The organism is Desulfoluna sp. CYM3A, from assembly GCF_056829965.1.
Map to the genome: position 1 here is coordinate 4186844 of NZ_CP186556.1, position 19409 is coordinate 4206252.

Below are 19409 nucleotides of genomic sequence, written 5' to 3' on the forward strand. Positions count from 1 at the left end.
TCAACACAAAGGAGCCAACCATGAAAGACGTCTACATCAACGACATCGCTGTTGCACTGCCCAATGCCCCTGTTGGAAACGACGAAATGGAATCTGTCCTTGGTATGATCAACGAAACCCCTTCGAAAATCCGCAACAAAATCCTCAAACACAACGGCATCAAGACCCGATACTATGCCGTGGACAAGGACACCGGGGAGATGACCCACACCAACGCGGAACTCACGGCCCAGGCCATCAAAGGGCTCAAGCCCTACAACGGGTTTTCGGCCAGCGACATCGAGTGCCTGTGTTGCGGCTCCACCGTACCTGATGTGACGGCACCGGGCCATGGCCTCATGGTCCACGGCGAGCTCAAATCCACGCCTTGCGAGGTGATCTCAACGGCAGGCATTTGCCTGAGCGGCATCAGCGCCCTGAAATTCGGTTACATGAACGTGGCGTCCGGCTTTTCCAAGAACGCCGTGACCACGGGCTCTGAAATCGCCTCTTCCATCCTGCGCTCCAATTTTTTCAGGCACAAAGAGACCAACGGCACCAAAGACATCGACAAGAACCCGGAACTCATCTTTGACGCCGAATTCCTGAGATGGATGCTCTCGGATGCGGCAGGTGCCGTCTACATGTCCAATGAGCAGAACCCCGAAGGGCTCTCCCTCAAGGTGGACTGGATCGACCACATCTCCTTTGCCAGCGATTACGATACGTGCATGTACTCCGGGGGAAGGAAAAACAAAGAAGGGAAAATGGTGGGATTCCGTCAGACCAACTCCCTTGAAGAGGCCGTGGACAAAGACTTTTTCGCCCTGAAGCAGGACACCCGGCTCCTCGGCGACAACATCGTGAACATGGCCGTTCACCGTCACCTGAAAAAAGTGGTTGAGAAAAAGGGACTCGTCGCCGACGAGATCGACTGGTTCCTCCCCCACTTCTCTTCCCACTTCTTCAAAGAGCCCCTCTACAAAGGGATGCAGGAGATCGGCTTCCACATCCCCTACGAGAAGTGGTTCACCAACCTGAGCACCAAGGGCAACACGGGCTCCGCCTCCATCTACGTGATGCTGGAAGAGCTCTTCAAGTCCGGCAACCTGAAAAAAGGCCACAAGGTTCTTTGCTTTATCCCGGAAAGCGGGCGCTTCTCCAACGCCTACATGCTTCTCGATGCCGTGTGATTCCATCGGGTAAGTAACGACCCGCGCACTAAAGCGGGGGTGCCGGGCCACAGGGAATAAAAAAGGCCCGGGATGTTTCCCGGGCCTTTTCCTGTTATGCGTTACCGAAAGACGGCATGCAACCACACCCATCGGCCGTGGTCACGAGAGCCTCCTTTAGGCAATGGCTACCCAGCCGGAATCGGGATCGTTACCGAAGCAGTCCAGCCCTGCATAAGCGCTATAGGTATGCTCGCAGTAGCGCCCTGATAAAAATAAGCGGCGCATCGGCAGGGAGCTCCACCTCAACATCCCAGCGATAGGTCTTATTTGCTTCAAGCTCCTGGCCATCAACCACGGTGTATTCCATATCTACGGTCACATGGGAGGCCCGCACCGTCTCCGTACGCTGCTCTACGTCGCCATCGGAATCAAAGGCCACGTCCACGTCGGGCACCTGAACCTCTTCTTCGCCCTGAATCTTCAAATAAGCACGGCTCATTTTCACCGGAGCATCCTTGGTTTGCGCAACAACCGTCACCGTAAAAGGCTCGGTAAAGGAAAATCCGTCACATTCTACATAAACCTTTGCCGCACCGCCGGTTACGGCGTTTTTCACGGCCTTCAACTTATCAAGTAATCCCATTGCAACACCTTCATCCTTACTCATACATTCAATAACAAAACCAACTCAGCACACACTGTCTTTTTAGATCCAAAAGCAGCAAAAAGAGAGAAAAACGATCCATACCTGATCATGCTATTTTCCCACCCATACAGCCTTCTCCGCCCTTGACCACCCCGTAATACAAAAAATGCTTATCTTACACAAGGAAGCAGTCGAACCTGAATGCAGACTTGTGCTGCATTTGGGTTACAGTGTTGCAAATCACGAGGCGGTCAGATTCATGTGTGATGTTTCGTTACGAAGGTCGTTTTCAGTTACATGGGACGACATATACAGCAGGACGGTCAAAGAACATCCGTTTATTGCAAATGTCCTCTTTTGTCTTTCCTGATGTTGTTTATATCGAACAAACACCTTGCTAAAACATCCCCAAATAGAAAACGGCTTTTTAACCATAAAACTCCTTGATAAGTCTGGCTTGGTTTGCAATGAAGCACCATCCTTGGTGATGTTCATGAATAACATTCAAACGAAAAAGGTTCACATGAGATTAGAAAAAACGCCCCGGGATACGTGATAAATTATCACCCGGCAGATATTGCCAGCATGCGCCGTGCGTTAAAACGATATACAGAGTTAATCCAAACAGGTGACGCATTTACCGCCTCCTATTGCGTTGCCCATTTTTACCATACCGGTGACAATATTCCGTTTTCCGCCTTTGACGATCATCCGGACCTTCAAAAATACCTCATGGAAGACGCCTACTACTTCCACAAAGGTTCCGACATGGACAACCTCCAGGCATCCATGACCGGCGAAGACCTGTTGTTCCTGTGTGCTGTGATCCATCCCGAGCTGGAAGAGGATATTAAAACGACCTGTGAAGCCATGGTTCGGTACGCCCGCGGGTTAAACGATTCGTCCGAGATGTGGATCACCGTGGAGACCCCCTTTGGGGTCGAGCCCCTGCACATCGTCGCCACCCGCTACCCTAAATACGGGTACCTGCTGGCCAGCTTTCTGGTGCCGTACTGGGATGACGAGCACATGCACGAACCCCTCTATCGCCTGGCCGCCTGGAAAAACAACCTGGGCATCACCGAAGATACCTTGAAGGCGTTTTGCTATGCCGACAACGCCACGGTTCGGGAAAACATGCTGGGGTATGACTCCTATGACGGGTACGACGACAGCGGGGCCCCCATCGAAAGCAATTTCGACCTGATCACCCACTTCCGGGAACACCCGGACGCCTACGACACATTCAAGCAGATGCTGGCGGATCGTTACCGGGAGATGCCGTTTCTCCAGTATTCTAAGGACCTCGACGAGTACAACGAGACCCCACTTCGCACCCTGGTCATGGAGATGCTTTACGTCCAGGGAACCGTGGACTTCTGGGACGATGATTTCGACGCCGATGCCTACCTCTCGCAGCCCTTTGTGACCTCCGACGCCAAACAGGAAGCCGAGGAGCTCAAGGCCGATGTGGAACAGCGCCTGGAATCCCCATTGTCTTATCCCTTTCCGAAAAAGAACAAGAAAAAAAACGGGAAGGCCGGGCAAAGGAACAGCAGGTAACCCCGGAGGCCGATGCCTGGCAGGAGGTGATCACTAAGGTGTTGCCGGACGGAGAGACCCTCTGGCACTACATTGCCACGGGGGAAGGGCCGGAGGTGCTGGACGCCGTCAAAAAAAACGACCTGGCAAAAGGGGCCAAAAAAGCCAAGTGCGCCATGGCTTCCGACCTGGCCTTGCAGGCAAAATATGCTCCCATGGAAAAGTGGATTTTCAGGGAGATGGGCGCCTATGCAAAAGAGTGCCTCACGCAGGGTCCCAGCCTGGGAAAAGAGCAAATTTTCCGGTTCTACGACGTGATACACCGATGCATGGCCTCTCCCCCCATCTATTGCGAGACCCGTCGCGGGCTTGTGGACGAGCTGAACATTGCCACCGACGAGGAGTTGGAAGAGCGTTTCCCCACCACCTTTAAAAAACAATTCGAGGTCCTGCCAACCAACATCAGGGACTGGTACCAGTTCAGCGACCTCCACCGAACACTGCCGAAATTCTTCAGACTCCTGCAGGAAAACGAAAAACAGGCGGCCCCCTACCTGAGACAATGGTTTTCTCTGGAAAAGCCAAAAGCAGAGGAAAAAGGGAAAAAAACCTGCCCGGCCTCCCCGCCAGCTGCCGCCGTCATGGCCAGCTATCTCGCCGTTCGGGATAACCGGGACAAAGCGTTTGGTGACCTTACCACGGCAGCCATAGCGTATCTTGAAGATTACGGCCCCCGATTCATCCTCTCCTGCCTGGGGAGCCAGGGCCAATGGACCCTTTTTGATGAGTACGAAAGCGAAAAAGATGCGGTGTACGATACCGAATACCGGCAGAATCACCAAAAAGAGGTCCTTAAAAACTACCACCACTGGAAACCGGTGGAACACTATGTCCGCACAGGGAAATTTGAAAAGAAATCGGGCCAGAAGGCCCTGGATGCCTTTGTGGCGTACTTCAACCGGTACGCCGAGATCGACGACGATGAGATTGCAAAACACCAGCCCCGCTATGGATGGATTGATGGGTCACAGGACGAGACAACCCTTGCCATGGTCATGGCCTACTGGGCTGTTCAGATCCCCTCGCTCAAAGGGGTGGAGATCTTCCGGAGGTTTTTAAAGATCGCCTTTCAGATGGCTCCGATGAAGGTGATTTCCCAGCTCAGCGGCATGCTGCCGGCACTGGAAAACATAGACGATATGGAGCTTTTTATGGACACTCTCTCGTCTTTAAAGCCCCTGGGCCTGGAAGAGGATGCCTATTGGAGTTATCAGCTCTACAGGATATACGATGATGGGGATGTGTATGACATCGACCCGGAACGACCGGGTGACCTCTCCGCTGCGCAACTGCATTACCTCCAATTGTTGACTCTTTACCTCCAAGGGATAGCACCCGCACAGGCGATGAAAAAGAGCTCGCCTTACCTGGATGCCCCCTTTGATGCGATCCGTTCGGAACTCCGGATAGGTGTGCACCGCTTGCCGCGGCGACGCCTGATGAAAATCTATCGCCATGCCACCCGCGTCCTGGGCAGCCAGGAGGGGCTCACGGCAGAACTCGATAAGATGGCCTTAGACAAAGTGCGTCGTTCCTTGGAAAAAAACATCGCCCGCCTGCCCCACTATTTCGAAGCACGGTTAAAGCAACATCAGATCCCCTACGACGAAGAATCGGTTTCCGGCGACGAGTTGACGGATTATCTCGTGCCCGAATACCCTCCCTCAGACGACGCCATCACCGAAGATCGCTACGAGGAGATAAAAGCCGAGATTTTAGAGGACCACCAACACACCCACTACCAATGGTGCGTGATTCAAAAAACCACCCGGGGCGTAAGGTTTCTCTGCAATGCAAAGATGCTGCGGTTCGGCCTGTGGTGCAACGAGCACAAAAAAGACGACCGCATCACCGCCTATCATCTGTTCATCACGGATGATAGTTGCCCGCAGGCACTTATCGAGGACCTGGAAGCGCTCCAGCAGATAGGTTACAAGGCGGCCTGGATGGAGCGGTTCGACACCTACTTAAGAGGTGACACGGATTTTGAATCCATCCAAACCCTCATCGAATGCGGTATCTCTGACGACGAATTCCTCGAAGCCGATGGCTTTGATGATATCGACCTGGAAGACATTATCGACAACCTCAGCCCTAGTCTGCAAGAGCGCCTGGTAAAAATCGCCGAAGCAAAGGATGTGGACTTGATGTAACGCGCCTGCTCTGAATTGCCTCCGGCTGCCCCGCCGGAGGCAATGAAAAAAGATGTATTCCCCCCGAAGCAGAACACCCGGCCCTTGGGCGACAACACCGTGAAGATGACCGATTATCGGTGCCTGGCTTGTGCTGGTTTTTGCTTACTGCGCTGCAGACCACGAGGATGGTGGCTCCATGTGCGATGTTGCCCGCAGTTCATCTGTCAGGTTTTTTCCAACATGGAGCATGATCAGAAGGGACCCAAGAAGGACAAAATACGGACTCAGTCTCTCTTTTGCGTTACGAAACGTGTGTTTTGGCTGAGCCATAGCTTTTCACCCACGTTCTGAGGAGCCTGATCAGTGATTCAATCGGCTTGATCGGACAAAGATAGCGACACCATGGGCGACGGACAAACAGAGACGCCAACACCACCAGCCCCAAAAGAAAAAACTGCAGAATGCTTCCCTTCAGGTCAAACAGGGTGCCGAATATCTCATAACTGGATATCCCCGGATTGCGATACACCATGGCAATGAGAATGGCCGCCAGTGCCAGGCCGCGCTGAATCCACGTAAGCAGACGCTTATACCGTGGAACGGCATGGGATTTGGCCCCGCCGATTGTGCCGAGGCACTCCTGGGCAGCGCCGAAGGGGCAAAACCACTCACAGTAGGGATTTTTACCGGACGATATCAGGCAAAACAGGATTCCGCCGAGCAGCACATACCAATACAGATGGGTATGCCAATCGGGCCAGAACCCTAACAGCATTTTGCTGACAAGGGACAGGGTCAACGGGTTGGTATACATAAATCCCAGGACGATCATGCCGGTTAGCATACTGAGCCAGCGCACCTTTTTCTTGTAACGAAACGATTTACGGCGACCGAGGAAGCCAAGGGCAAACAGCACAAGCAGCACCCCTTCCGGCGGGCCAAAGACAACATTTACGGGTCTTTTGGCTGAAACCGGAAAACCCAGGTTTTTCCCAGCGACAAACCGGCTGCCCTCAAGGGACGCCTGCGCCACTGCCCGGGAGGTGTATGTCGCCCCGCTAATGCCGTCGATATCGTCGCCAAGCCCAAAGGGATCGCTGAATTTTTTCCCTGTAAAGCAGGAAAAATAGTCGCTTTCTTCAACGCGTTTAAACCACTCGGGCGTCTCCCTGTGACGAATCACAGCAAGCCCTGTGATCTTGCCGTCAAGATCCGTTGCCACCGCCACGCTCATGGCCCCCCGTAACCGGTTCCTTCCCCGACGCCTATGTAGCCGATCAGCTGGTCAGCCCCATAGGCTGCATAGCTTCCCGCACGTTCTGTTCGAGACGGTCCGCCCCGGGCATGGCCTGATACAAATAAGGCTCTGTATCTGCATGTTCCAACGTAAACCCCACAGCCCAGGCAGCAATGATGAGGAGCATGGCCACAACGGCAAAAACACGCTCCCTTTTTCGGGAGCGGTGATGGCTGCAGGTCGACTTTTTCTTTTCTATCGTGGATTCAGATGACATCTTTTTTTACCCTGGGGCCCTTTCTGCCCTCGGCCTGTTGGTCCCGGTGCGCAGACCATCGGTGTTCCATGGGCTCGCCCATCGGAACAGAAGCTTGCGATCAGAAGGGCCCGATCTCTTGCCTATACATCCTGCCTGGCACGAACCGACCGCAACGTCACGACAGCCATGATGACGATGGGCAGCCCCATAAAAACAACGCTTAACCAGGCAGCCCGAGGTTCGCCTTCGTTAAAGGAGCCAATGAAGGTCTGCCCCAGAAGCATAAAGGTGATAAACGCCAAAAGGGTCAGGACCCATTCATACCAGACCAGCCTCACGCATTTCTCTTTGAGCAGCGTGAAGAGGTAAACAGCCCCCCCTCCCATGATAAACCCGAGCAGCACATACCAGAACCAGTTCCAGCTAACGATACGCATGACATCCTCCTTTTCCTAAGAGCGTGATTTGTCGAGGCCGTACAGGGGAATATCCATGGGATCGACATCCCAGGGAGACTTCTCCAACGGCGGTTCCTGACCATAGCCAAAGACGTCGTCCATCTTCCGGATGGCCGCGTTGAGGGCCGGGGCTTTGGCAATGGACATGCGAACCAGGTCATGCATGACGGCTTCATCGAACTTGGTAAAGGGGCAGACCGCCTGACAGCGGCTGCAGTCCGGGTCGCCGCCGAGCATGTAGGCAAAGCACTTCTTGGCGTCCTGGTACCACCCCTTGATGCCTCTGGCCTGCCAGGACTTGTCTCCCCCCCAGAACGGTTCATCGGTTTTCGGAATGGCGCCGGACGGGCACATTTCTGCGCACTTCTTGCAGACCCTGCAGAAGTTCATGATCCCGGCGTCGATGGGCTTGGTTTCTGCCAGGGGAAGGTCTGTTACGGTGAGCATGACCGTCCGGAAGTTGGTGCCCCACTGGGGGCTGACAAGGATACCGGCACGACCGTACTCCCCCATGCCGGACATGATGCCGAAGCCCACGCTGCGGCCAATGGCGCCCGTATCTCCGCCGTAGTGCTGGTACCCGAGGCCGCGCAGGAACACATTGATGCGGTTGGAGTAGATATTTGCCCTGGAGTAAGCGGCGGTGTTGGCCGAAGCCCAGCTCATGCGGTCTGTGTACTGAGCCATCCACAGCGACTGAGGGATGACCGCACAGATAACCCACAAGTCCTTATCGGGCAGGACGACCGTACCGTTTCCGGCATCGTAGCCCCTGTCAACCTTCTCAAAGCGGATATTCCCATAAAGGAGTTTTTTGGTCTTTTTCGTCAGTTTGACAAAGCCCATGTCGGCAGCACCGAAAATGCGCCCGGCAACGCGCACCATGCGCGAGTTTTCCTCCGGCGTGCCTTCATACCGGAATCCCCACGATTGGCGCAGCATGGTCGGATGTTCCCAGCCGTTGAAGGACGCCACCTCAGGACCGGTCCACGACGGAGCGATGGAGCTCAGTGCTCCCCACCCCCAGCAGTTGGCGTCTCCCAGAGCACGGTCGCGAATAGAATAGCCCGTTACGTTTTTTTTCACCTTCTCGGTTGTGGAGGCGATGTTGCGCGCATGAATCGCCATGTACTCTTTCTTGTTATCCCACCCATCGGGATTGAACAGGGTTTTATGGACCCCGGGGAAAACCTCCATATGCTCCCAGTCAATCTCCACGGTGGGCTCATCCACCTCCTTGACCCACCAGGGCAAGTTGCGTTCTGCATAAGGCGATGTCATCATCTCATCCAGATCGGCAAAAGCCGGTGTGGCCGTTGATCCAAGGCCGACAGCCCCGGCGCCCACAGCTCCGGCACCAATCCCGAGCATCTTCATGAAATCACGGCGCCCCACTGTCGAGTGATAGGTTGATTTTCGAGAACCCGACCCACTCATATTTCCACCTCCCAGTCATGAACAAAAATCTGCAGGGGGTTCCCCTGCGTGTGTATGTTGTCTCTGTTCATAGTAAAGGGAGACGGGAGAAAAAAAATCACCCCAGAGGGTGATTTTGCAGATAGCCGGACGTCACACAAAAGGGTGAGGGCATCATGATGTATTGAGGCGGTGGTGGGAGAAGAGCGCCGCTTTATCCACGGCCATTACGAAGGCGGGAGAAGCCTGAACTCCTTGGCTTTGTTGATGGCCTGGGTGCGATTGCCCACAGCCAGTTTGCTGTAGATCCCTTTGATGTGTGTTTTCAAGGTATTCACAGAGACAAAGAGCTGCGCAGCTGTTTTTGCGTAATTCGCGCCTTTGGCCAGACAGGCCAGCACCTCCAGCTCACGCGGTGTCAGGTCAAAGGGAGCATGCCGTGATTTGACGGGCCGGGAGAGCTCGGCTGTTTTTTCCATCATGAGCTCGATAAACCCCATTGCATCCTGGTTATCGGGGCCCAGCTGCCTGCCGACCTGCTTCAGAAGCTCGTATATCGGCAGGCCTTCCCGAATGAATATCTGACAATAGTGTTCAGGCGCAACCAGGAGCACGGCGCGTTCCAGGCTCTCCACCGCCAGGACCTCATTGCCAAGCCGGCGATGGGCCAGGGCCACCTGGATCAACACGTCCGCCCTAAACAGCAGGCTGGTTGTATCATCGAATGTTGAGGCAAGCTCATTGAGTATGGGGAGCGACTCATCGGCTCGATGGGTTTCCACAGCTATTTTGGCAGCAAAAAGCTGGATGACATTTGAGTAACATGTCAACGGTTGTTGACCGGTTCGGTAGATGCCCTGAAAGTTCAAGGGAGATAAGTCGGGATATTCCTTACCGACAAGATCGCGGCCCCCTTGGGGCAAAAATCCGTTTTCCGTCGATACTGGCTCGCCGCTCAGTGTGTGGATCAGGGTTTTGCACGATGCAGCCATGAGGGTGACGGAATCCGGTGGTGCCAAGTTGCCAATGGAAGCTCTCATCTCATCCATGGCCTCGATGCCTTGATCCGGCTTGCCCTGGTCCAGAAGGCACAGAGCAAGCACACAACTGTTCATGGAAAAGACGTCACCGTCTTTTATGATCTTTTTCAGCCCGCGCCTGAGGTATTTTTCGGATTGGAGAAGTTCGCCTGAGTGGTAGTACACCTGTCCCATGACAACGTGGGCAAGGCCTGAAAAAGGGACATCTCCATGGTCGGCCCCCTGGTAGCCCACCAGTGTTCGGCAGGTTTCCAGCGCCTGTTGGAGTTGGCCATATTCCATATAGAGCTTTGCCAACGCTATGGAATACATAAAAAAGCAAAAAGAGAGATTCTCATTAAAAGCCATGGAGACAGCTTTTCTGAAAATCTGTATTGCCGTGTCAGGGTCCCCGCTGACCCGCTGGCAAAATCCGTAGCCACCAAGTGCCAGGGTTCGCCAGAAGCGTTTCTCTTCAGGAAGCAGATTCAGGGCGTCATGAAAATGGCCCCTTGCTTCATCCACGGCAAACAAAGAGGCGCTGCGAATACCTTTGATGGCTAAGAAAATACCTCGCTGCTCGGATGTTACCCCCGCCGTCGGCCTGCTGTTACCAAAGGGGGCCAAGCTGCGTCCCGATACGCTGGAGGCATTGATCAAAGGCTTCAAACTCCCCCATCTCATAAAAAAAGAACAACTGGTGCAAAGTCAGGGTCAACGGCATGTAGTCTGCGGGCACCTTTTTAAACCACTGCAGGTAGATATTGAAATGCCCACGGGCCAGTATCCGGTCGATGTGCGTTTCCAGGTGCGTGATCACCCGGTCGTAGTCCTTTGCCTCCAGCGCATGATCAATGGCCTCTTCCCACATGCTGTGGGCCATGAACCAGCTTGCTGCCTGCCGGTGAAGGCGAGTGACCGCTTCCCTGCCGCACGTGCGAAGGCGATTGCTGAGCATCTGGGCAAACCAGTGATGATATCGGTACCAGCACCGGTTGCTGTCCAGGGGGACAATGAAGAGGTTGCCCCTCTCCAGTGTTTCCAGGATCTGCTGGCTGTTGGTAATGCCAAGCAAATCGTCGCAGATATCTGCGTTAAACCGCTTAAGAATGGATGTCTGCGTCAGGAACTCTTGTATCTCCCGATCCTGATGAGCAAGAACTTCACTGACGAGGTAGTCCGCAATATGCCGATCTTTTCCCGACATGCTGTCGATGAATCCATTTGCGTCCAGGCGCTCCCTCAAAGACAGGCCCGCGAGCTGCAATCCCGTAATCCACCCTTCGGACTGCTTCTCCAGTTTGGTAATCTGATCCTCTGTCAAACCAAGGGACATGGAGTGATTAAAAAAACAGCGGGCCTCTTCCGTGTTGAAGCGCAGCTCCTCGGTCCCGATCTCATTCAGTTGGTTTTTCGAGCGGAGCCTGGCAATGGGCAACGGGGGCTCTGTGCGACTGATGATAATAAGGTGCAGGTGCTGCGGCTGGTGATTGATCAAAAAACCGACCGCAGCATGAATCTCCTGATTTTCAATCAGGTGGTAGTCGTCCAGGGCCAGGACAACATGACGGCCTGCCCGCTCCAGGTCATTGATCAATTGCGTCATGGCAGCCATGACGTCAGGCGAGGCAGGGGAGGACAAACGCTCAAGGGATTTATTGGCAACCCCGGGCACACAACGGTTCAGGGCAGTGAGCAGATAGCTGAAGAAACGATGCGCCTCATTGTCGTTTTCATCCAGTGAAAGCCAGGCCACCGGCCATGCCTGCCGGCTGAGCCAGGCAATGGCCAGACTCGTTTTTCCAAATCCCGCAGAGGCACAGATAAGGGATACCCTGGCCGTGGATGACAGCTTGTTGCTCAGGCGTGGCCTTGGGACAGCCTCATCCGGAAGAAGAGGCATATGGAATTTGGTTATCAGCAGTGCATCCATCGTAATATCCTGAACCTTTCCTTTGATCTGTAAAACGGCCAAATATATACCATACCCACAGAGTTTTCTCCTATCTCTTTCCCCGGGGCATCACGGCGTAATTTACGGGCCACCCAATGTGGCCCCAGTTTTTTTTGGGAATCGAGACTATTTGCCCCACCCCTGCCCCACTTTTTTGGCTGGAGTGTATTACACAAAGGGTTTCAAACGGGGGGTGGGGTGACCACAGAGAGGTAAAACGAAAGGCGATCCCAAGACAATCCTTGGTATGCAATCCCACAGAGATCCCGTGGAATGTGAAGGGCTTGACCAAAACAAAAAAGCCCCTTCCGCAGAAGGGGCTTTGGTCTTCCAAATGGCGCGCCTGGCAGGATTCGAACCTGCGACCTACGGATTCGAAGTCCGGCGCTCTATCCAGCTGAGCTACAGGCGCAAAGTGTATGGGGTGAACGACGGGATTTGAACCCGCGACAACCGGAACCACAATCCGGGGCTCTACCAACTGAGCTACGCTCACCAAAAACAAGAGACTTATACCCGATGAATCTGGGCATGACAAGGGTTTTTCAAGCATGGATGCAAAAAAATTCCCCGCCTTTTCCCGCCCCGTCAACAAGCCCCTGAATTTGTGCGCCGATACGCCTGAGCTCACATTTCAAGCATTGGAACAAAAATCCGGAGCAGGCCCGAAGAAGGGCGTTTCAGGGCCGCGGGGCACCCCAAAGAGACCGGTGGCTCATCGGCCCGCAGCTTTGGGCCTGCCCTGTTCCGGACATTGCCTATTGACCCCCACCAGCCAACTATAATAGGTATGAAACCGTGCCAAGGGGCAGAGATTTCATGCATGCCCGGCATGCGTTTATCCACCCCGACACATGAAACCCGGACGGCGAATCATCGCCTTGAGGTGCACTTATATGGAACGAGTGACCATTTTTATTATACGTGCGGTTCTCTCCTTTGTTTTCGGGACGCTGCTGATGCGTCTGTTTTACCCGGGCAAGGGGATCGTCTATTCCGCAGCTCTGGGCCTGCTTCTGCTGGGCCTGAGCTATTTGTCCGCATACTGGCGTCACCGGAAAACCAAATAGATGTGCATATAAAGAGGAGCAAAGGGTCGTTGAAACAGATTATACTCGGCACGGCCGGACACATAGACCACGGAAAGACCAGCCTCATCCGCAGCCTCACCGGCATTGAAACGGACCGGCTGAAAGAGGAGAAGACCCGGGGCATCACCATTGAACTGGGGTTTGCCGCCATGGACCTGCCCAACGGCCAGCATGTGGGCATCGTGGATGTCCCCGGCCATGAAAAGTTTGTGAAAAACATGGTGGCAGGCGCCACGGGCATCGACATCGTGGCCATGGTCATCGCCGCAGACGAAGGGGTCATGCCCCAAACCCGCGAGCACATGGAAATCTGCTCACTCCTGGGAATTTCCCACGGCGTGGTGGTCCTCACCAAGACCGACCTCGTGGACGAAGAGTGGCTGGAGCTTGTACAGGAGGACATCGCCGGGTTCCTCGAAGGCACCTTTTTAGAAGGGGCCCCCATGATCCCCGTCTCCTCCGTCACCGGTGAGGGCATGGATGACCTGAAAAAGAGCCTTACCGAGCTGTCCACCGTGGTGCCCCAGCGCCGCACCAGTTCCGTGTTCCGTCTTCCCGTGGACCGCGTCTTCACCATGAAGGGCTTCGGCACCGTCATCACCGGCACGGTGATTTCAGGAAAGATCTCCGTGGGGAATGCCGTGACCATCTACCCCTCCGGCACCGAGTCCAAAGTCCGCGGCATCCAGGTCCACAGCGACAGCGTGGAGTCCGCCTCCTCAGGCATGCGCACTGCCATCAACTTCCAGGGCCTTGAAAAAAGCGCCATCCAGCGCGGCGAGGTGGTCTCCACCCCCGGGGACATCAAGCCCAGCTACCTCATGGACGTGGAGTTCCTCTACCTGCCCAGCTCCAAAAAGCCCCTGAAGAACCGCACCCGCATCCGCCTGCACACCGGCACCAGCGAAGTCCTGGGCTACCTGATCCTCCTTGACCGGGAGACCCTGGACCCCGGAGACACCGCAGCAGTCCAGCTTCGCCTGGAAGAGCCCGTGGCCTGCATCAAGGACGACCGCTACGTCATCCGAAGCTACTCCCCGGTGCGCACCATCGGCGGAGGACGCATCCTGAACCCCATCCCCCCGAAGCACAAACGCTTCCGAGAGGATGTCATCACGGGCCTTTCCGGCCTCATGGAAAACGAACTCCCGGAGATCATCTCCTTCCATGTGGTCCAGGCGGGTTACGCGGGCCTGCCCTTTTCCGACCTGAAGCTCATGACCAACTGCAGTGAGAAGCAGCTCACCGGGGCCCTGTCCGGACTCCTCTCCAAGCGCGTGGTCATCCAGACGGACAAAGAGACCCGGACGCTGATCCACGGCGAGACCTTCACCCGCCTCACCGACATCGCCCAGGAGTACCTGGCCGAGTACCACAAGGCCAACCCCCTAAAGGAGGGGATGCCTAAAGAGGAGCTCAAGTCCAAGTTCCCCGATGTGCTGGGAAGCCGGGTCTTCACCCTCACCCTCAACCACCTGGTGGGTGAAAACGCCGTGGTCCTCACCGCCGACACCGTCAAGCTCGCTTCCCACACCGTTGAACTCCAGGTGGACCAGGAGCAGTTGAAAAAAGACATTGTCAGCGCCTACACCGAGACCGCCCTGACGCCCCCCTACTTCAAGGCCCTGTGCGAGTCGCTGGGGGTTCCCGTGAACAAGGCCAAAGACGTTCTCCTCCTCCTTATTAAAGAGGGGGTCCTGATGAAGGTCAAAGAGGACCTCTACTTTCACCAGCCGGCCCTTGAAGGACTCAAGTCCCGGGTCCTGGCCTTTTTTGAGTCCAACACCGAAATGTCCACCGCGGACTTCAAGGAGATGACCGGCGGGGTCTCCCGCAAGTACCTCATTCCCCTTCTGGAGCACTACGATGGCATGAACCTCACCATCCGGGTGGGAGATGCCAGACAGCTCAGGGGTCGCAGTTAAAAGCCCCACTAACCTTTACGCCCCGGCCCGGAAGGGACCGGGGCGACGCCTTTTTTTGCCGCGGCAGCCCGTAAAGCCCATCCCGACAAAACCCCGGTGATCACCGGGGTTTTACTTACTCCGCAGCTCACTTTCACCACGCCTTAGATTTTTGACTTCTACCCCAAAAATGTGCATACTGTTGCCTGTCGCTAACCGAGTCATCAACAAGCAGTCATCGAATGTCCCCGCAGAGAAGGAGAAACCATGAGTGATCCCGGAAAAAACAAGCTAAGCAAAGAGTTCAAGATATACATCCTTTCACGGGTCGGCCTTGCCGTCATAGCAACCCTCGTGGTGCTTTGGGGCGGCGCCAAACTGTTTTACTTCTTCACCGGCAGCGACGAGCACCCGTCCCCCTACCACCAGGTGGTGGACAACAACCCAACCCTGAAATCCGCCGACCACGCCCTTAAAAAAATGCTGGACACGAGCCATCCGGAAGAGGGCGCTGCTGACGAGCAATCCCATGACACGGCTTCGGAACCTGGGGCACACGCCGTCGCCGACACCCACGGAACCCCGGCAGCCCCCCACGAAGGCGCTGCGACCCAGGACCACGAAGCCACCCTTCATGTGGACACCCAGGCCCACGGATCAGCCTCCGAAGACGGCCACAGCTCCCTGGAGCAGGATGTGGCTGACCTCTTCCCCAACGCCGTGCGGGGCACCGCCTTTGTCACAGCCCTCATCGAACCCCTGGACTACGAACTCACCCAGCGCTCCCTGGGCTGGCGACCCAACGATTTCCTCACCCTCTTCACCGACAATGTGGAGAACTACCAGCTCGGCGTTCTGGAGGTCACCCGGCGTACCACGGAAAAACTCGTGGAACGCATCGCCCGAACCGGCAGCACCATCAAGTTCGATAAAAACCTCAATCTGGCCCGGGCCAAGTTCAACAACGACCCGAAAAAATACTGGCTCCCCGCACCTGAAAAGTCTTACGCCCAGGCCATCGACGAGCTGAAAACTTACAGGGAGCGCCTGAACAGAAACAAGGCCACCTTCCACTCCCGGGCCGACAACCTCATCCCCCTGCTCAGCAGTTACGAAAACCTTCTGGGGGACTGTGACGACGACCTGGTCAAGACCCATGAAGAGAGCGGCGCCCCGGTGAGCACCTTCAAGGCCGACGACTACTTCTACTATGCCCAAGGCGTCTCCAGGGCCATGGCCACCATCCTGGAAGCCGTCATGGTGGACTTTGCACCGGTCCTGGACTCCCGCGGTGCAGCCAATGACCTGCACCACGCCGTGCTGATGCTCCAGCACGCCACCGAACTTGATCCCCTTGTGGTTCAGGAGAGCGACTACAGCGGCTTCTTTGCCAACCACAGAGCCAACATGGCCGCCTTCATCAGCCACGCCCGGGCCTACATCCAGTTTGTCATCAAGACCATGAGCACCTAATACAGGTGATAGGTGATAGGTGATAGGTGATAGGTGATAGGTGATAGGTAGCCTGCGCTGACTCGATACTGCTGTCAAACAAAAAGCCCGCTGTCTCATTATTGAGGCAACGGGCTTTTTTGATTCCGGAAAACAGTATAGAACGTCTTCTTACAGGGCCTGCAGGAGACGCAGCACAATGCCGTCGGCCACGGCAAAACCTCTTCGTGTCAGGCGGACTACCCCTTCGCTGGACAGCATGAGCCCCTCGTCCACAAACCCCCTCACCACCGGCGCAAGCACCTGGACCAGATCCTGTGAAAAGCGCCGGGAAAGCGCCCCCAAGTCCACCCCTTCCATGCGCCGCAGACCCAAATAAAGCGCCTCGGTCATCATGGCCCCCCGATCCAGGGCCTCCTCCCCTTCCACGGGCCGCTCTCCCCTGGCCAGGTGTTCCAGCCAGGTACCGAGATCGGCAACGTTCCACCTCCGCACGGGGTGCTCACGGGCATCCCCTCCGGTATAAAATCCGTGGGCAGATGGCCCCATCCCAACAGTGGTGGCCATCTCCCAGTACTTGGTGTTGTGACGGGAGACAAAACCGGCCCCTCTGGCAAAATTGGAGACCTCGTAGTGGAGGTACCCATTTTCCGTCAGGGCATCCGAGACCGCACCAAAAAAAGCCCCCTGCTCGGTGTCCCCAGGCATTGAAAAATCACGGTTGCCGTGGCGCACATAAAGGGGGGTTCCGGATTCCAGGGTCAGCATGTAGCAAGAGAGGTGCTCCGGGGCGTGGGAGAGAAGGGCCGCCACATCCGCACGCACCGCAGCCAAATCCTGACCCGGTACCCCGTAAATGAGATCAGCCCCGATATTGGAAAACCCGCATTCACGCGCCGCTTCCAGAGCAGCCGTTGCGTCCCCGACGCTGTGGAGACGCCCCAAAAACGAGAGCGTGCCGTCATCAAGGGACTGCACCCCGATGTTAAGCCTGTTCACCCCGGCTTCCTTGAACCCGGCCAGTGTTGTCGGGGTAACTGTCCCGGGGTTTACCTCCAGGGTCACCTCCACGTCCTCACCAAAAAAGAACCGTGTGCGGGCTGCCTCAAGGAGCCGGGCCACCTCAGACGGTTTGAGAAGGGAGGGGGTCCCCCCGCCGAAGTAGACCGTATCGAAGGGAGCCTCCACGCAAAGGTCTTTGGCCACAAGGTCCATCTCACGAACAACCCCTTCAAGGTACCCCTTCTTTTGTGACAGGGAGGACTCGGAATAAAAATCACAATACGGGCATTTGCGAAGGCAAAACGGAACATGGATATAGAGGCCGGGGTTCATGGGGCAAACGTCTCCCTTTGGGGTGATGGGTTCATACGCTTCCTATATCAGCCCCTGATTGGGGACCGCCACAGAAAAGTGCCGCAAGGGATCACATAAAACTGTTCAGGAAACCGCCACACACCGCCTAAAAAGCAAAACCCCGTTCGAGAATGCCGAAAAAGAAAAACGATTTCCGACTCCTTTCCTCGACAGCGACGTGTTATTGAGCACCACCGATTCGCCGCATCGCAAGGAATATCACGCGTCGCCGCGTCCGCCCTTTATTTCTTTCCCAGCCACGGCCACGAGAACCGTTGATTCCTCACACCACCCGCAAGAGACACCAAAGCAAAAAAAATACTCACCCGCCACAAAAAAGCATTGAAAATGTATGGACATTCCCATATCCTTCCGCTAGTACATCCAGACAGCACAACACGCGCGCCATCCCGTGTATTTATCATGCACGTGAACGCGTTTCCCCTTGCCGTTTCAGCGATATAGACACGCGACATGCGTTATCTGAACGCACCATAGGAAAAGAGTCCGAACAAAAACAAAAAAAGTATATGGAAACTGACGTATCCCCCCGGACCCCTTGAGTCGATTTTGCAGGCTTCACCTGCATACGCAATCCATGTATTTTTACTATCAGGCAACGTTAACCCGGGTATTTCATGAGCAAACGACCATATTAAAAATAATAAGCCAGTCATGATGGTTAACAACGCAACGACATTCAGTAATGTTACAAAGACAAAATACACCACACGGTTCACTGATCGATTTTCTCATCTTTAGGAAGAGTGTAGTGCATCCATATTCTGCGTTAGCCGAGTTTTAAAACAAGCAAAAGCATCAGCAAATGAGTGCACTCGACCCGTGAAACATCCGGGCTAAAGCCACACCATGTATCATCACGCGTAGCCCAGACCGCGATACACAACAGAAAGGAACATCATGCTGTTTTACATCAAACGGATGTTGTATCGAATCAATAGAAACCGCAGGTACCTGAGCCTGGCCATTGCCCTACCCCTCCTCTACCTTGTGGCCATGGCATACAAGCCCCATACCTTTGCCGTCTCCCTTTCGTTTCCATCTCCGGCCGATGCACCGGTCACAGCCCCCGAATCCCCCACGGAGGCCATGACCCTTTCCGAGATCACCGCCTCCCCCGAACAGGCTGCCCGGTTCATCAAGGGAAACTTCTTCCCCCACCTGATCCTCGACTACCCCCTGGGATACAAGGCCATCGTGACCCAGGCCAAACGGACTGCACTCTACACAGAAGCCAGGAATAACCTGACCATAGAACTCAGTAAAGAAGGCCAGGCCACCGTCACCTACATCGGAAAAAACCGTGAAACCGGGGAACGCCTGGTGACCTACTACGGAAACACCCTGTTCCGGCGTATCCAGGAAGGATATAAACGCCTGGGCATTCCCGCGCCTTCCCCCATGGAAAGCGCCCCGGAGATGACCTACACATCCCGAACCATCCGACGTATCTGGGAGCCCTCACGGCTCATTCCGGCCCTCATCTGCTTTGCCGGGGGCCTCCTTGTTTTTGTGCTGATCCAGGTAACCATCGAAGCACTGGACCCCTCATACAAATCAGATAAACAGATCGTCGAGCACTTGGGCGTCCCTGTCCTGGGATCCATGCCCGATGAACTCACCCCAACCAAAACACTCCGACCCGACATGCGAGACCATGATGAACCGACCCGATAGCACCCACCGCCCCCCCCGCATCACCCCC

Annotated in this window: 14 protein-coding genes and 2 tRNA genes; 7 read left to right on the forward strand and 9 right to left on the reverse strand. The window is 55.2% G+C overall.

The genetic code is table 11. The features are described 5' to 3' along the window. The first annotated feature begins 20 nt into the window (after nt 1-20). Nucleotides 21-1172 carry a beta-ketoacyl-ACP synthase III gene (locus ACOYW1_RS21215; RefSeq protein ID WP_482417695.1) on the forward strand — a complete coding sequence of 384 codons (1152 nt, stop codon included), beginning with the start codon at nt 21-23 and terminating at the stop codon, nt 1170-1172. 220 nt (nt 1173-1392) lie between these two features. Here the strand turns inward: ACOYW1_RS21215 and ACOYW1_RS21220 are convergent, their stop codons facing one another. Further along, entirely contained in the window at nt 1393-1821 is a 429-nt protein-coding gene (locus tag ACOYW1_RS21220) for a hypothetical protein (RefSeq protein WP_482419629.1), read from the reverse strand. Between the two features lie 564 nt (nt 1822-2385). On the opposite strand from ACOYW1_RS21220, the gene ACOYW1_RS21225 reads away from it, so the two are divergent. Both ACOYW1_RS21225 and ACOYW1_RS21230 read left to right on the forward strand, forming a co-directional pair. Further along, the gene (locus ACOYW1_RS21225; RefSeq protein ID WP_482419630.1) at nt 2386-3363 is read left to right on the forward strand and encodes a hypothetical protein; all 978 of its coding nucleotides are present in this window, start codon (nt 2386-2388) and stop codon (nt 3361-3363) included. A gap of 38 nt (nt 3364-3401) precedes the next feature. Further along, a complete protein-coding gene (locus ACOYW1_RS21230) occupies nt 3402-5555 on the forward strand; it encodes a hypothetical protein (RefSeq protein ID WP_482419631.1) in 2154 nt (717 codons plus the stop codon). A 283-nt stretch (nt 5556-5838) separates the two neighbouring features. On the opposite strand, the gene ACOYW1_RS21235 is transcribed toward ACOYW1_RS21230, so the two are convergent. The 7 genes from ACOYW1_RS21235 to ACOYW1_RS21265 all read right to left on the reverse strand — a co-directional run bounded on the left by ACOYW1_RS21235 (nt 5839) and on the right by ACOYW1_RS21265 (nt 12376). Beyond that, nucleotides 5839-6771: an FMN-binding protein gene (locus ACOYW1_RS21235; protein WP_482419632.1), complete on the reverse strand. Its 933-nt coding sequence runs from the start codon at nt 6769-6771 to the stop codon at nt 5839-5841. A gap of 402 nt (nt 6772-7173) precedes the next feature. Further along, nucleotides 7174-7470: a hypothetical protein gene (locus ACOYW1_RS21240; protein ID WP_482417699.1), complete on the reverse strand. Its 297-nt coding sequence runs from the start codon at nt 7468-7470 to the stop codon at nt 7174-7176. Between the two features lie 15 nt (nt 7471-7485). Then, nucleotides 7486-8928 (reverse strand): reductive dehalogenase, encoded by a 1443-nt coding sequence (locus tag ACOYW1_RS21245; protein ID WP_482419633.1) that lies wholly within the window; start codon nt 8926-8928, stop codon nt 7486-7488. A 206-nt stretch (nt 8929-9134) separates the two neighbouring features. Beyond that, a complete protein-coding gene (locus tag ACOYW1_RS21250; RefSeq protein WP_482419634.1) occupies nt 9135-10595 on the reverse strand; it encodes a LuxR C-terminal-related transcriptional regulator in 1461 nt (486 codons plus the stop codon). Beyond that, nucleotides 10537-11859, reverse strand: a complete 1323-nt coding sequence (locus ACOYW1_RS21255; protein ID WP_482419635.1) for a winged helix-turn-helix domain-containing protein — start codon at nt 11857-11859, stop codon at nt 10537-10539. The genes ACOYW1_RS21250 and ACOYW1_RS21255 overlap by 59 nt, the downstream gene beginning before the upstream one ends. 356 nt (nt 11860-12215) lie before the next feature. Next, nucleotides 12216-12292: transfer RNA gene (locus tag ACOYW1_RS21260), tRNA-Arg, on the reverse strand. Nucleotides 12293-12300: 8 nt separating this feature from the next. Then, nucleotides 12301-12376, reverse strand: a tRNA-His gene (locus ACOYW1_RS21265). Between the two features lie 400 nt (nt 12377-12776). On the opposite strand from ACOYW1_RS21265, the gene ACOYW1_RS21270 reads away from it, so the two are divergent. From ACOYW1_RS21270 to ACOYW1_RS21280, 3 genes are all read left to right on the forward strand, one after another. Beyond that, on the forward strand, nt 12777-12950 hold the full coding sequence (locus ACOYW1_RS21270; protein ID WP_180139707.1) for a hypothetical protein: 174 nt from the start codon (nt 12777-12779) through the stop codon (nt 12948-12950). 29 nt (nt 12951-12979) lie between these two features. Continuing rightward, nucleotides 12980-14896: a selenocysteine-specific translation elongation factor gene (gene selB, locus ACOYW1_RS21275; protein WP_482419636.1), complete on the forward strand. Its 1917-nt coding sequence runs from the start codon at nt 12980-12982 to the stop codon at nt 14894-14896. A gap of 246 nt (nt 14897-15142) precedes the next feature. Beyond that, a complete protein-coding gene (locus tag ACOYW1_RS21280; RefSeq protein ID WP_482419637.1) occupies nt 15143-16348 on the forward strand; it encodes a DUF2333 family protein in 1206 nt (401 codons plus the stop codon). Nucleotides 16349-16498: 150 nt separating this feature from the next. Here the strand turns inward: ACOYW1_RS21280 and hemW are convergent, their stop codons facing one another. Continuing rightward, nucleotides 16499-17662: a radical SAM family heme chaperone HemW gene (gene hemW, locus ACOYW1_RS21285; RefSeq protein ID WP_482419638.1), complete on the reverse strand. Its 1164-nt coding sequence runs from the start codon at nt 17660-17662 to the stop codon at nt 16499-16501. Nucleotides 17663-18604: 942 nt separating this feature from the next. Between hemW and ACOYW1_RS21290 the strand changes: the two genes are divergently transcribed. After that, nucleotides 18605-19381, forward strand: a complete 777-nt coding sequence (locus ACOYW1_RS21290) for a hypothetical protein (RefSeq protein ID WP_482419639.1) — start codon at nt 18605-18607, stop codon at nt 19379-19381. Nucleotides 19382-19409 lie beyond the last annotated feature (28 nt).

Excerpts from the sequence above, each read along its gene's own strand:
- ACOYW1_RS21245 (WP_482419633.1), bottom strand. The coding sequence starts at position 8,928 with ATGAGTGGGTCGGGTTCTCGAAAATCAACCTATCACTCGACAGTGGGG.
- ACOYW1_RS21270 (WP_180139707.1), top strand. The coding sequence starts at position 12,777 with ATGGAACGAGTGACCATTTTTATTATACGTGCGGTTCTCTCCTTTGTT.
- hemW (WP_482419638.1), bottom strand. The coding sequence starts at position 17,662 with ATGAACCCCGGCCTCTATATCCATGTTCCGTTTTGCCTTCGCAAATGC.
- ACOYW1_RS21255 (WP_482419635.1), bottom strand. The coding sequence starts at position 11,859 with ATGGATGCACTGCTGATAACCAAATTCCATATGCCTCTTCTTCCGGAT.
- ACOYW1_RS21240 (WP_482417699.1), bottom strand. The coding sequence starts at position 7,470 with ATGCGTATCGTTAGCTGGAACTGGTTCTGGTATGTGCTGCTCGGGTTT.
- ACOYW1_RS21280 (WP_482419637.1), top strand. The coding sequence starts at position 15,143 with ATGAGTGATCCCGGAAAAAACAAGCTAAGCAAAGAGTTCAAGATATAC.
- ACOYW1_RS21290 (WP_482419639.1), top strand. The coding sequence starts at position 18,605 with ATGCTGTTTTACATCAAACGGATGTTGTATCGAATCAATAGAAACCGC.
- ACOYW1_RS21225 (WP_482419630.1), top strand. The coding sequence starts at position 2,386 with ATGCGCCGTGCGTTAAAACGATATACAGAGTTAATCCAAACAGGTGAC.
- ACOYW1_RS21220 (WP_482419629.1), bottom strand. The coding sequence starts at position 1,821 with ATGAGTAAGGATGAAGGTGTTGCAATGGGATTACTTGATAAGTTGAAG.
- ACOYW1_RS21235 (WP_482419632.1), bottom strand. The coding sequence starts at position 6,771 with ATGAGCGTGGCGGTGGCAACGGATCTTGACGGCAAGATCACAGGGCTT.
- ACOYW1_RS21215 (WP_482417695.1), top strand. The coding sequence starts at position 21 with ATGAAAGACGTCTACATCAACGACATCGCTGTTGCACTGCCCAATGCC.